We start from the raw sequence: 14,011 nt of genomic DNA on the forward strand, positions 1-14,011 counted from the left end.
TCTTCAACCGATAAAATCTTTAACAAATATCCCCATGCGGGACCCCTGTGTCATAGGGAATTAGTCCGTCTTTCAACGGGTTATGCCCTTGTTGAAGGCAGGTTGCATACGTGTTACTCACCCGTGCGCCGGTCGCCACCAGAAGTATTGCTACCCCTTATGATGCCCCTCGACTTGCATGTGTTAGGCCTATCGCTAGCGTTCATCCTGAGCCAGGATCAAACTCTTCGTTGTATTTTTGTTTTTTTGTTTCCTTGAAACATATACCATCGGTTCCTGCTTGTGGCAGGCCCAAACGGAAACATGATCAACTGAAAAGATTCTTTCCAAAGCCCCCGGATTCACGATTTATTTAGTTTCCTGTTGATACTATTTCTTTACAGACTTTTTCTTCGCTCGACATAATTAAAACGAGTTTTAACTCTGCACTCGCTTATCGAAAAAGTTCTCGCCACGGCATGGTCAAACAAGTTTGCCCCTGCACGCCCGGCTTAACGAAATAGTTCCTGTTTTTTATTGAACGGGTACCAATTTGATCCGGGTATCTAAAACCCGAATCCCTTGTATACTCTGCTTTGTCTTCTTTTTGAACGTATATGTAAATAATCTAAAGATCGCTTTTTTCTCTCGCAGTCAGTACTTATTTCCTGAAAGCGGGTGCAAAGATAGGGAGTCTTTTCTTACCATCCAAACAATTCAACAAAAAAAATCGATCTTTTTTTACTCCTTTTTCTCCTCTTCTTTTCAAACAAAAGAATATCATCTATTTACCCTGACAAAAAAAATCAATCTTTTTTCATGCCGACAGGAGAGAAACAGGAAAAAACAGGGAGACGATATAAAAAATAGGGAAAAAGAAAGTCTCTCGGAAGAGACGAACGAAAGAGTAAGAAACCACACCAAAAAGTGAAAAGGTGCGACTTTTCCTGATAGAATCATATTTTATAAGTATCTTCGCACAAAAATAAGAATAAATAAATGAAAGGTATCCTTCATATCTTAAAGCGGTTTTTACCCCCCTATAAGAAATATGTTATTCTGGCATTTGTATTCAATATTCTGACTGCAATATTGAACGTAATTTCATTTGCCACGATCATCCCTATACTCCAGGTCTTATTCAAAATAAACAGGAGCACATTTTCATTTATTCCCTGGGACAGTCCTGACTATTCATTCATGGATCTGGTACTCAATAATATGAACTGGTATATAACCCACCTCATTGATACCCACGGGAGCAGTTTCACACTCATGGCACTGGCCATATTCCTTATCGTGACGACTTTACTGAAAACCGGAACTGCCTACCTGGGTTCTTATTTCCTTATTCCGATAAGGACGGGAGTAGTGAAGGATATCCGGAATCAAATCAACGACAAGGTACTTTCCCTCCCTATCGGCTTTTTCACCGAAGAAAGAAAAGGAGATATCCTCTCCCGGGTATCGGGCGATGTGAATGAGGTGGAAAACTCGGTGATGAGTTCCCTCGACATGCTTTTTAAGAACCCTGTTCTTATATTGATCTATCTGGGTACTATGCTGGTTCTCAGCTGGCAACTAACCCTTTTCGTCTTGGTAGTACTGCCGGTAATGGGGCTTGTGATGGGGCGTGTGGGAAGAAGCCTGAAAAGGAAATCTTTCACGGCACAGAACAAGTGGGGGGAACTGATGTCTCAGATGGAAGAAACATTAAGCGGATTGAGGGTGATCAAAGCGTTCAGTGCTGAAAGCAAAATCTCCGAAAAATTCCATACAGGCACCAACGAATTCCGGCGCATGTCTAACAGGATCGCGCGCAGGCAGCAATTGGCACATCCCATGAGTGAACTTCTGGGAACTATCACCATCGCCATTGTACTGTGGTTTGGAGGCACATTAATATTGGAGGGTAACAGCCTGATCGATGCTGCCTCGTTCATCTACTATCTCACCATATTCTATAGTATCATCAATCCGGCCAAGGAATTCTCCAAATCGGCCTATGCCATTCAGCGCGGGTTAGCATCGATGGAACGTATCGACAAGATACTGACTGCCGATAACAAGATCACCGATCCGGCACAACCGGTTCCCGTCACATTCAACTCCTCTATAGATTACAAGGATGTATGGTTTAAATATGAAACGGATTGGGTCATTAAAGGGGTAAATCTGAAGATCGACAAAGGCAAAACCATTGCTCTTGTTGGTCAGTCGGGTTCCGGAAAATCGACGATGGCCGATCTCCTGCCCCGCTTCTATGATATCCAAAAGGGAGAGATCCTTATCGATGGGGTAAATATAAAGGATATGAGAATCCGGGAGCTGAGGTCACTGATGGGATATGTCAACCAGGAGGCCATCCTTTTTAACGACACCTTTTATAATAATATAGCATTCGGCGTCAACAACCCAACGGAAAGCGAGGTGGTCAATGCCGCCAGGATTGCCAACGCCCACGAATTCATTATGGCTACCGAATACGGCTATCAAACCAATATCGGCGACCGGGGCGGGAAGTTATCAGGCGGTCAGCGACAGCGCATCAGCATTGCGCGGGCCATCCTGAAGAACCCGAAAATATTGATACTGGATGAGGCCACTTCGGCACTCGATACCGATTCGGAGCGGCTTGTACAGGAAGCGTTGGAGAAGTTGATGGAAAACCGGACTACCATCGTGATCGCCCACAGGCTATCCACCATCAAGAATGCAGATGAGATCTATGTAATGAAAGACGGGCACATAGTAGAATCAGGTCAACATGCCGCTCTTTATGCACAAGGAGGATATTATACCTCATTGTGCGATATGCAACGCGATCTAAGAGATTGATAGCTTATCCCTTACCCCTTATCCTTAGGGACAGGGACAAGCAATTCTTTTTCGGATATCTTCTCCAATAAGCGGTCTACGGCTTCGAAGGGGGAATTAATACTGAGAAATTCAGGGACGATCTCTTTCATCCTCTTCACTGTCCGCATATCGTCATATTCATAAGAAGCATGAATGAGAGTGTCCACTTTGCGGTTCACCTCTTCATATTCATATTCACGCACATCCGCGATCATAATCTTCTCATGGTATGTTGGTTTGGTGTGTTCTGCGATGTTCAGCAGCTCTTCATAGAGTTTCTCCCCATGCCGCAACCCGGTAAACTCTATTTTGATATTCTTGGAACCGGAGAGGCGGATCATTCTTTTTGCCAGATCCAGTATCTTGACTGGTTTTCCCATATCAAAAATATATATCTCACCGCCTTTTCCCATAGCACCGGCCTCCAACACTAACTGACAGGCCTCCGGAATGGTCATGAAATAACGGATGATCTCCGGATGGGTCACCGTAACAGGGCCTCCATGCTTTATCTGCTCTCTGAACAGGGGTATTACTGAACCGTTCGACCCTAACACATTTCCAAAGCGGGTGGTGATAAACTGCGTTGTCTTCTTGCCACTTTTCCCTATATGTTTTGCCAGAGACTGCACATAGATTTCGCAGATCCGTTTGGAACATCCCATCACATTGGAAGGGTTCACTGCCTTGTCGGTGGAGACCATCACAAATTTATCGGCATTGTATTTCACGGCAAGATCTGCCATAATTTTTGTTCCCAGAATATTGGTCTGTACAGACTCCGATACATTGTCCTCCATCATCGGTACATGCTTGTAGGCCGCCGCATGAAAAATATATTGGGGGCGGGTCCTCGAAAAGATACGCTCCATCCGGCTGGCATTACTCACGTCAGCCACAATGACTTCGGCACGCAAGTCTCGCCATTTCTCTTTTAACTCAAGCCTCATATCATGCAATGGGGTTTCAGCCTGGTCGATAAGAATAATACTGTAAGGATTAAAATTGGCTACCTGACGGACAATTTCACTTCCTATCGATCCGGCGGCCCCCGTTACCATCACACGTTTACCCTCAATATTTGAAGCAATCTTTATCATGTTGACATGGATCGGTTCCCGGGGCAGGAGGTCTTCAATCTGTACATCTTTCAACTGCTCCTTACTCATGATCATCCCGTTCCACTCGTTCAAAGGCACCGTGGTGAGCAATGAGATGTTATGATCCACAAAATTACTCAGAAGGTCGGAATTCTTTATCTCCTCCATCTGCTGGGGTGAGACGATAATGGTCTGCACATCTTTGCTTTCTAATGTCCTGAAAATATTCTCATTATTCGCATAGATAGTTATCCCCATCAATTCTTTTCCCACCATCTGGCTTTCGTCTGATATAAATCCAAGCACCCGGTAGTTAAATTCACTATTCCCTTTCACAGCTTTGGCCACACTTATACCGGCTTCCTTTGTACCATAGATAAACACATTGACTGGTTTCACATTCCGTCCTGTAATGAACTCATACACCTCTTTCGTCAATATCCTCGAAAAGATCATCAGAAACAAATTAAGGAAGAAAATGGAGATGAAAGTCACATCATCCAGATGAAAGCCGGGCCTGAATCCCTTCAGTATGATAATGCCCAGATAGGCAATCCCATACCCTAATATCAAAGAATAGGCAATCCTCATCAAATCGGAGAAAGAAGAGAATCTCAAAATACCGCTGGATGTGCGGAATAACATAAATGTGATGGCATTGACAAAAATCAGGATCACGACCAAGGTGATACCATCGCCCCTGACTTCGGGGGTGAGTTCCACAAATCCGTATCTCACCAGATACATCATGAAACAAGAGAACATGATCATGAGTGTGTCAATCACAAAAATTGAAAATCGGGATAAAACCCTATTTGATAAGAAATTATGTATTACATTACTCATAAAAGTCTAATTAATTTTATACTCCTCGTTCACAATAGATTGATGTATAGTCTTTCCTGTCTCTATCAACTCAATTCCTTTTTTAATCAGTGGATCTTCTTTATGGTAGGCTGCCCAGAAGGCTTCTTCACCAAAGAAATTCCGGATAATATAGGCATATATCACATTTTCCAGCAACTCACTCGATTCCTGCACATAATAAGGCCTCCGCCTGATGCCATTGTGATCGGCAAAGCTCACCAGATTTAATAACAGCGGCTGTTGCCGTAAATACCGGTAAAGTTCGTGCCATGTATTGAAACTATTCAGTTTTTCACGATTCATGTCGGAATAAAGCATGGCATATTTCTCATCCAACCGGTTATTCACTACCTGATTATAATAGGGGTTTATCCCCATTGTGTCACGGGGTATAAAGATGTCAGGCATGATTCCCCCTCCACCGTAAACGGTCCTGCCTCCAGCCGTCTGAAAAGGAGTAAGATGATTGGAGACCGTATCTACGTTGACATAATCTCCTTCTATATAACGGTTGATGGCCTCCATTTCGTACTCATCATACTTTCCCCTTTCATATCCACGCTGAATAGATCTGCCTGAAGCTGTATAATAACGGGCTACTGTGAGCCGAACCGCCGAACCGTCGGGAAAATTACGCTGTCCCTGCACCAATCCCTTACCAAAAGATCGTCTGCCTATCACTAATCCCCTGTCGTGGTCCTGAATAGCACCGGCAAAAATCTCACTGGCCGAAGCACTAAATTCATCGATCAACACCACTATATCGTCTTTCTTGCAAGTCCCCGATCCGTTGGCATAACTGTCGGTCCTTGGAAAATTCCGCCCATGGGTATATACGATAAGGTCTCCCCTGTCTAAAAATTCATTTACCATAGCCACCACTACATCCAGTGATCCTCCTATATTTCCCCTCAGATCGATCACAAAGGAATGTGCTCCCTGACTTTTTAATTTGGATATGGCAGATATAAATTCACTGAAAGTATTAAAACCAAAATTCTTCCCCAGTTTAATAAAACCGATCCGGTCCGTCAACATATAAGCTGCATTCACACTGTTCATGGGGATATCACCGCGCGTAACGGTGATATCATGTAAACGGTCATCACCCGTTCTTATGATACCCAACCTCACTTCCGAGCCCATTTCACCGCGCAGCCTCTCCATCACTTCCTCATTCCGGAGTTTGGTACCGGTGACCAAGGTATCATTTACCGTCACAATCCTGTCCCAATGCATAATACCGGCCGCCTCGGAAGGTCCTCCCGGCACAATTCCTGTTACCACGATGGTATCCCTCAACACATAGAAGTTAACGCCAATTCCTGAGAAATGACCTTCCAGGTCTTCGTTCACCCGTATCATATCAGCAGCAGAGATATAATCTGAATGAGGATCCAGTTCATGTATGATATTGGGCAGCGCATCTTCCACCAGTTGGCGCATATTGACCGTATCGACATACGACTCCCTGACATAGTTCAGCACTGCATCTATCTTTCCGGACCCTGCTATGCTTCCCGAACGTCCGAACTGGCTATATTTACTTCCTATAAATATACCCAGTGCAATACCTATACCTATACCTAAGGGCAGCCATATCCTGGCCTTCTTTCCTTCATTCATTCCATCTCTCTCCTGTCGCTATTTGTCAATTTCTACCGAAACAAGTTCAATATTGGCTCTCCTCAAAAGATCAATTCCATCGCTCAACCGGTAATTATCCGCAAAGACTACTCTGCTTATACCGGCCTGAATGATCAATTTGGCGCACTCAATACAAGGTGAAGAAGTAACGTAGAGTGTGGCTCCGTCGCTACTATTATTTGAACGTGCCACTTTTGTGATTGCGTTTGCCTCAGCATGGAGCACATAGGGCTTTGTGATATCATTTTCATCTTCACACACATTCTCAAAACCCGAAGGAGTGCCATTGTAACCATCTGAAATGATCATCTTGTCTTTCACCAGAAGCGCACCGACCTTTCTCCGTTTACAGTAGGAGTTTTCCGCCCATATAAAAGCCATACGCATATACCGCCTGTCGAGCAGTTCCTGCTTTTCCTCGTTTTGTTCCATATCACATTCAGATTGCTTTCAAACTCATATCGAGACTTTTCACCGAGTGAGTCAGTGCACCTACCGAAATATAATCGACTCCTGTTTCGGCATACGCACGGATGGTATCGATAGTGATCCCTCCCGAAGACTCTAACTCCACTTGCTCATTTACCGCTTTCACGATCTTCACAGCCTCAAGAGTCTGTGCAGGCGTAAAATTATCGAGCATGATCCTGTCTACACCGCCAATACGGAGCGCCTCTTCCAACTCAGCAAGATTACGCACCTCTATCTCTATTTTGAGTTTTTTATTTTTTGCTTTTAAATAGTGTTGTGCCCCACGAATGGCCTTTTCAATCCCTCCGGCAAAATCGACATGGTTGTCCTTCAATAGGATCATATCAAATAATCCTATCCTGTGATTCTCCCCTCCTCCTATCCTGACAGCCTGCTTTTCAAGGATACGCATTCCCGGCGTGGTTTTCCGGGTATCGAGTACTTTTGCCGATGTGCCCTCAAGGAGTTTCATATAGCGATTGGTTATGGTAGCAATACCGCTCATCCGCTGCATAATATTAAGGACAAGCCGTTCGGTCTGCAAAATGGAACGGATTTTTCCTGTCACAATAAAAGCTATGTCACCCGGCTTAACAGGTGTTCCATCCTGAAGAAAAACCTCTACTTGCAACTCCGGATCAAAAGTATGGAATACTTCAACGGCTATATCTATGCCGGCAAGTATACCTTCTTCTTTGATAAGCAGTTTCGATTGCCCTTCTACTGTCTCCGGGATACTACAGAGGGTGGTGTGGTCTCCGTCTCCGATATCTTCGGCAAAAGCCAATCGGATAAGGTTATGAATTAACTCTTTTTCTATCATACTAAAACGACTTGATCCGCTATATCTTACAACAAACAATCTATCCGTTTTGTTATTCTTTTATAAGAATTTTGGTGCAAAAATAAGAAATAAACGGCTATATTTGCCCTTAAAAACTGCTTTTTTCGTTTTCTGAGGCCAAATTACTCATATTCGATGATTATTCGGTTGTGATTCGATTGTGATTCAGTTGTTATTCAGTTGTTATTCAGTTGTAATTCGATTGTAATTCGATTGTAATTCGATTGTAATTCGATTGTAATTCAGTTGTTATTCGATTGTGATTCAGTTGTGATTCAGTTGGAATTCGATTGGAATTCGATTGGAATTCAGTTGTTATTCAGTTGTTATTCAGTTGTAATTCGATTGTGATTCAATTGTGATTCGATTGTTATTCGATTGTTATTCAGTTGTAATTCGATTGTAATTCAGTTGTTATTCGATTGTTATTCAATTGTTATTCGGTTGTAATTCGATTGTGATTCGATTGTGATTCGATTGAAGTTCAGAAATTACGTGCGAAGCACAAATAACAGCGAAGCTGAATAACGCACGAAGTGCGAATAACGGCGAAGCCGAATAACAATAGAATTACATAACAATAGAATTGAATGAAAACTATTTTACTTTCCATAGGAAAGACAGACGATCCGCTTTTTTCACAAATCATAGAAGAGTATAGAAAGAGGATCAATTACTATGTTTCCTTTGAAATGCAGATTATTCCTGATATAAAAAGTACAAAAAAATTCTCCGAGAAAGAACAGAAAAAGCAGGAAGGGGAAAAACTGCTGAAATGGTTCCAGCCCTCTGACTATATTGTGCTGCTTGATGATAAGGGAACGCAATATTCTTCCATGGAGTTCGCCGGATATATGGAGAAAAAATCTTATTCTGCCTCTAAACGGCTGGTTTTCGTTATTGGAGGACCTTATGGATTTTCCGGTGAGGTACGTGAACGATCAAATGAAACTATTTCTTTATCAAGAATGACCTTTACCCACCAAATGGTTCGGCTGGTCTTCGCAGAACAGCTTTACCGTGCAATGACAATCTTACACAATGAGCCCTACCACCACGAATAAAAAATTTCACTTTCCACTCACTTGACGAAATAGTTATTACTTTTGTAAAATGAATTAAGCCGAGTTATGACAAAAAAGAAAACAATTCTAACTGTTATCTGGACTATCATTGCACTAATCGCAATCGCAGCTGTGATTTCCCTGATAGTTTTTCCCCGCTGGAAAGGACTTTTTCTGGCAGGAAGCGGGGCTTTTCTTATTTTAAACCTCTTTCTGTCGCTGTTTTTTATCAGCAAGAATTTTAAAGAATAACTGTTATAGTTCAAACTCAAAAGAGAGCAGATCAAAGATTTCTTTTTCCTGCGGATTGGTAGAGCCTTTAAAATCGGTTACCAACTGCATCACTCTTTCAGCATTATCAGGTGAAATTCTACCGGAGAATTTCAACATATTCAATGCTGATTGGCGCAGCAACAGCGATTCGCTTTTCAGATCGGCTTTCGCCTTTTCCAATAACCCTTCAAACCGGATCCGCACCAGGGACCCAGAACGGATAATACATAACCTGGCAAGGAGCCAATACCCGGTAGCCCGGATGGTTTCATCTCCACTCCCCGTCCATTCCTGTACTAACTCATCAGCATAAGACAATTCCTGAAAAAGATTTTTACATACCTGCTCCCGGATTTCCTGATTGGCCGTACCTTTTACCCACCGACCAGCGTCTTCCTTAGAGAAACGGGCAGGCGGACAAAGCATTGTCGCCAATATTTTCAACTCACGCACATCCTCTTTCCACATTATTTCCGCCAGGACTATATCCGGCACGTATCTGGCCGCGATTTGTTGGAGCCTGGGAATATCCACCCCGAAATTCATTCGATATTCTATTCCTTTTGCACGCATGCTGGCGGCAGTCATTCCGTTCATCGACATTCGCAGGTCGGCTCGTATATTCCGTAAAACAGAGTCTATTGATTTATTTTCCATAACTGCAAAATTAGGTTTTTCAAAGATAAAATTATAATTTTGAAACAATTTTCACTATCTTTATGTTATAGTAAAAAAACAGATAAAACCATACACGATGAGACTCCTCTTAATCAGTAACTCCACCAATCCGGGTGAAGGATATCTGGAGTACCCCAAGAACCAGATCAAAAAATTTCTGGGGGATAAAGCTAATAATGCTATTTTTATTCCTTATGCAGCAGTCACCTTTTCATTTGATGAATATGAAGAGAAGGTGAATGCCCGTTTTGCAGAAATAGGACATCATGTCACTGGTATTCATCGTTTCATCAATCCAGTGGAAGCCCTTGAAAATGCAGAGGCCATTGTTGTGGGAGGCGGGAACACCTGGCAGTTGGTGAAAATGCTTCAGGAAAAAGGACTGATGAAAGTGATCCGTAAGAAAGTGAAGAAAGGCACCCCCTATATAGGCTGGAGTGCAGGATCCAATATAGCTTGCCCCACTTTGAGAACCACCAACGATATGCCTATCGTGGAACCTCTGAAATTCAAGACGCTCAAATTGGTTCCCTTTCAGATTAACCCCCATTATCTTGACGATCACCCGGCAAACCATGGAGGTGAAACCAGAGAAGTACGTATCAGGGAGTTCATCGAAGTGAACCGCGATATCTATGTAGTGGGACTTCGCGAAAGTACCATGCTCCTTGTCGAAGATGGCGAGCTGGAGCTGATTGGTCCTCGGAAGGCCCGTATCTTTAAATATGGACAGGCCCCCATGGAACTTTCAAATGAAGATGATTTCAACTTTCTGCTACAAAAAAAATGAGTACAATACAGCATAGCGGCCTTCAACCCGGCACCTCCTTATTCCGACGAATCATCAGCGATAGCAGGTCTTTGGGTATACTTTTATTATTATGCACTTTCCTGTCACTGGTTTTGACAAACATCAAAGGAATAGGCACTCTATATTATAATTTCTGGCATTTGGAGATTCCCGGCTTCCACCATTTGCACCTGCCACACAGCATTATCCATTTTATCAACGACGCCCTGATGACGTTGTTTTTTTTTCATGTGGCTATCGACATAAAAAAGGAAGTGACCACCGGAGAACTCTCCTCCCCCAGCAGGATGATGTTTCCTTCCATTTCCGCATTATTCGGGGTAGCCTTTCCAGCCCTTATTTTTATCACGTTCACATCGGGTACGGTTTTTACAAACGGGTGGGCCATTCCCACGGCTACTGATATTGCTTTCACATTGGGTATCATAAGCCTGCTCGGGAAAGCGGTACCTCATTCGATGAAAGTTTTCCTGACAGCACTGGCCATCATCGACGACCTCTGCGCCATTCTCATTATCGCTGTGTTTTATGGCACTGGACTTTACTTTATGTGGCTGGCAGGTGTGGCTGCCATAGCAGTCATTATTTTTCTTATCAACCGTTACTTTCATCACAAATCGGTTTATATCGTAACAACCGTACTGGCATTGAGCATGTGGTATTGCATGTATCGATCAGGGATTCACGCTTCATTTGCCGGGGTGATATTGGCTTTTATCCTTCCTATCAGCAAGATGCCGGCATTTGAGAAAAGACTGAGCCTTCCGGTGAATTTTTTCATTGTGCCCCTCTTCGCGTTGGCAAACACCAGTATCTTCATCACTCCCGCGGCAGTCGCAGGCCTCACCTCCCCCCTTTCTATCGGGATTATTCTGGGGCTGCTCATTGGAAAACCATTGGGCATCGCGTTCGCCGTTTATCTGATGGTCAAACTCCGGCTGGTCAGGTTAACAAACATCCGTTGGTCCCAGTTTATAGGGGTGGGCATATTAGCCGGAATAGGCTTCACTATGTCTATTTTCGTATCAAATCTCTCTTTTCCCGAGGAGAAAATGTGGATGGATATAGCGAAACTGTCGGTGCTGATTGCTTCGGTATCGGCAATGATAGTAGGGTATGTATGGCTCAAAGCTATTCCCCGTGATGAGGACGAAGTGTGATTGACATAGCCACCACTATTACCATTGCCGGGGGTTATCCGAAACGTTATTCTTAAAATCCGCGATGCTCCATATTTCCGAAAATCGTGTCGGAATGAAGTATCAGGTCAACATATTGTGCCCGCTTGTAGATCAACAGGTTGTCGTTTTTATTGAGCACACTGTCCGAAAGCTTTCCCCTGAATTGTTCAATTGAGTCATATCCTTTCCGTTCCATCCATTCCTCCACTCCACGGATCATCTCAGTAATATGTTTTATCCCGTGCCTGTAAACGGCGCTTACCGTCTGTACACATGTTGCCCCTGAGAGGATCAATTTAATTATATCATCGCCGTCGAAAACGCCCCGGCTACCACATATACTGGCATTTATACGGTCATAGAGCATCCCCGCGATACGAAGCGATTGCTTATAGTCACCTTTCTTACTGAAGTTAAAAGCTCTTCTGTGGCTTTCATTTTCAATATTGATGTCGGGCTGGAAGAAAGAATTAAAGAGCACCATCGCATCTACACCCGCCTCGTCAAGACGTTTCGTAAAGTGCAGGATATTGGTATAATCAGAACTGAGCTTCACGCTTACCGGTATGGATAGTTCTTTTTTGATTTCTGCCACCATATCGATCTGCCTTTTCTCTATTTCAGAGGCATCGAGATCGAATTGGGTAGGCGTCTGGTAAAGATTGAGTTCTATTCCATCCACACCAGTCTCTTCGATCAAGCGTGCATAGCGAAACCAGGAAGCATCATTCACGGCATTCAGACTGGCAATCATCGGTATGGAAAGGCTCTCTTTGGCATTGCGGATCTTTACCAGGTAATACTCTATCTCGGAGCGATCAATATCGGGATAGAGCGAAGTCATCTCGGCATGGATATCGTTATACTCTTCTTTCAATTCATCAAATTGCAGATCCTCCAATTGAATCTGTTCTTCGAAAAGCGTTTTATACACTATCGCCGCAGCTCCTGCCTGTTCTGCTTTTTTCAATGACTCAATGTCAGAGGATAGTTCCGATGCCCCCAGTATGACCGGGTTTTTAAGCGGAATGCCCATGTAGGATGTTTCCAGGTTCTTCATATGACTCTATTTTTATTATATACACTTATATTATGTTTCAGACAAAGTTATACTTTTTCATGAAAAAACAAAAATCCTGTAACAATAAAAGTAATTATCTTTCCAATTCAACTCTTTGGAAATAGTTCGATTTTCATGTACTTTTGCGCTGGATTCTACAAAGAGTGAATTATTCAATTGTTAAGATGATGAATAGATCAACGGCAAACTTCCTAACGGCATGCATTTCTGACAAATCGAAAAGAGAAAAAAGACGTGAAGAACTGACAAAACTTGATCTCTCCTTTTCGATACGCAAAGGGCTTGCTGAGATTGTAGCAGGGGTTATCCCGCACAAAATGACGAGGAACCAATGTCGGGGAATTCTGCGCTATGGTCCAATACGGGTCCTTAAACTCCGCAGGGAAGTGTATCGCCATAGGGAGGTAGTTCCAAAATATTATCTGGCTGTCTGTACAATGGCAAAAAACGAAGGTCCCTATTTTAAGGAATGGATAGAATGGCATCATAACTTAGGTGTAGAGAAGTTTTACATATATGACAACGAAAGTACGGACAACACCAAAGAAATACTGGCTCCTTATGTCGCATCAGGTTTGGTGGAATATATCTTCTGGAAAGGGGTAAAACAACAATTGCCGATCTATGATGACTGTTTAGATAGACACCGTTTGGATACACGTTGGATGGCGGTTATTGACCTGGATGAATTCATAGTACCGATACAAGACAAAACGATTCCCCAGTTTTTAAGTCGATTCGAGGAGGCATCTGCGATAGAAATCAATTGGTTGTGCTATGGCAGTGGCGGAGCCGATAAAAAAGTGGAGGGCGGCGTCATGGAGCGATTCAAACAACATGCGGAACCAGATCATATTTTGAACAGGCATGTCAAGAGTATCGTCAATCCGCGCCGTGTCGTTTCATTTATCGGCGCCCATGAAGTGGCAAGAATGTCCGGAAAGACTTTCGATTCGCACGGCCAACCGGTTCGAAAGCATTTCAGGGATCGCGATCCCCAGCAGGATGTGATCCGCATCAACCATTATGCGGTGAAATCTTATGAGGAATTTCTGGGAAAACGTGCCAGAGGCCGGTCAAGGACACTTGATATCCGGGGTATGGACTATTTTGAACGGTTCGACCTGAACGATATTGAGGAGGAATAAATTGATGA

Annotated in this window: 12 protein-coding genes and 1 rRNA gene; 6 read left to right on the forward strand and 7 right to left on the reverse strand. The window is 43.2% G+C overall.

Going from position 1 to position 14,011, the window contains the following annotated elements; genetic code table 11:
* Window positions 1-234: ribosomal RNA gene (locus ABV001_RS04380) — 16S ribosomal RNA — on the reverse strand; the annotation flags it as partial.
* 744 nt (window positions 235-978) lie between these two features.
* Between ABV001_RS04380 and ABV001_RS04385 the strand changes: the two genes are divergently transcribed.
* Window positions 979-2,817 (forward strand): ABC transporter ATP-binding protein, encoded by a 1,839-nt coding sequence (locus ABV001_RS04385; protein WP_352421700.1) that lies wholly within the window; start codon window positions 979-981, stop codon window positions 2,815-2,817.
* Window positions 2,818-2,828: 11 nt separating this feature from the next.
* On the opposite strand, the gene ABV001_RS04390 is transcribed toward ABV001_RS04385, so the two are convergent.
* The 4 genes from ABV001_RS04390 to nadC are packed head-to-tail and all read right to left on the reverse strand — an operon-like array spanning window position 2,829 to window position 7,746.
* Window positions 2,829-4,784 carry a polysaccharide biosynthesis protein gene (locus ABV001_RS04390; protein WP_352421701.1) on the reverse strand — a complete coding sequence of 652 codons (1,956 nt, stop codon included), beginning with the start codon at window positions 4,782-4,784 and terminating at the stop codon, window positions 2,829-2,831.
* Window positions 4,785-4,790: 6 nt separating this feature from the next.
* Window positions 4,791-6,431, reverse strand: a complete 1,641-nt coding sequence (locus ABV001_RS04395) for a S41 family peptidase (RefSeq protein WP_352421702.1) — start codon at window positions 6,429-6,431, stop codon at window positions 4,791-4,793.
* An 18-nt stretch (window positions 6,432-6,449) separates the two neighbouring features.
* On the reverse strand, window positions 6,450-6,884 hold the full coding sequence (locus ABV001_RS04400; protein ID WP_352421703.1) for a dCMP deaminase family protein: 435 nt from the start codon (window positions 6,882-6,884) through the stop codon (window positions 6,450-6,452).
* 7 nt (window positions 6,885-6,891) lie between these two features.
* Window positions 6,892-7,746, reverse strand: coding sequence for a carboxylating nicotinate-nucleotide diphosphorylase (nadC, locus tag ABV001_RS04405; protein ID WP_352421704.1), 855 nt, complete (start codon window positions 7,744-7,746; stop codon window positions 6,892-6,894).
* Between the two features lie 611 nt (window positions 7,747-8,357).
* Between nadC and rlmH the strand changes: the two genes are divergently transcribed.
* Window positions 8,358-8,831, forward strand: a complete 474-nt coding sequence (rlmH, locus tag ABV001_RS04410; RefSeq protein ID WP_352421705.1) for a 23S rRNA (pseudouridine(1915)-N(3))-methyltransferase RlmH — start codon at window positions 8,358-8,360, stop codon at window positions 8,829-8,831.
* Between the two features lie 66 nt (window positions 8,832-8,897).
* Window positions 8,898-9,083 carry a hypothetical protein gene (locus ABV001_RS04415; RefSeq protein WP_352421706.1) on the forward strand — a complete coding sequence of 62 codons (186 nt, stop codon included), beginning with the start codon at window positions 8,898-8,900 and terminating at the stop codon, window positions 9,081-9,083.
* A 3-nt stretch (window positions 9,084-9,086) separates the two neighbouring features.
* Here ABV001_RS04415 and ABV001_RS04420 read toward each other — a convergent pair whose 3' ends face one another.
* The gene (locus ABV001_RS04420) at window positions 9,087-9,761 is read right to left on the reverse strand and encodes a DNA alkylation repair protein (RefSeq protein WP_352421707.1); all 675 of its coding nucleotides are present in this window, start codon (window positions 9,759-9,761) and stop codon (window positions 9,087-9,089) included.
* 97 nt (window positions 9,762-9,858) lie between these two features.
* Between ABV001_RS04420 and pepE the strand changes: the two genes are divergently transcribed.
* Both pepE and nhaA read left to right on the forward strand, forming a co-directional pair.
* On the forward strand, window positions 9,859-10,572 hold the full coding sequence (gene pepE / locus ABV001_RS04425) for a dipeptidase PepE (RefSeq protein ID WP_352421708.1): 714 nt from the start codon (window positions 9,859-9,861) through the stop codon (window positions 10,570-10,572).
* Window positions 10,569-11,753, forward strand: coding sequence for a Na+/H+ antiporter NhaA (gene nhaA / locus ABV001_RS04430; protein WP_352421709.1), 1,185 nt, complete (start codon window positions 10,569-10,571; stop codon window positions 11,751-11,753). The genes pepE and nhaA overlap by 4 nt, the downstream gene beginning before the upstream one ends.
* A gap of 52 nt (window positions 11,754-11,805) precedes the next feature.
* Here the strand turns inward: nhaA and ABV001_RS04435 are convergent, their stop codons facing one another.
* Entirely contained in the window at window positions 11,806-12,834 is a 1,029-nt protein-coding gene (locus ABV001_RS04435; protein WP_352421710.1) for a dihydroorotate dehydrogenase-like protein, read from the reverse strand.
* A 185-nt stretch (window positions 12,835-13,019) separates the two neighbouring features.
* Between ABV001_RS04435 and ABV001_RS04440 the strand changes: the two genes are divergently transcribed.
* On the forward strand, window positions 13,020-14,003 hold the full coding sequence (locus tag ABV001_RS04440) for a glycosyltransferase family 92 protein (protein ID WP_352421711.1): 984 nt from the start codon (window positions 13,020-13,022) through the stop codon (window positions 14,001-14,003).
* Window positions 14,004-14,011 lie beyond the last annotated feature (8 nt).

Source organism: Proteiniphilum sp. (genome assembly GCF_040307845.1).
Lineage (GTDB): Bacteria > Bacteroidota > Bacteroidia > Bacteroidales > Dysgonomonadaceae > Proteiniphilum.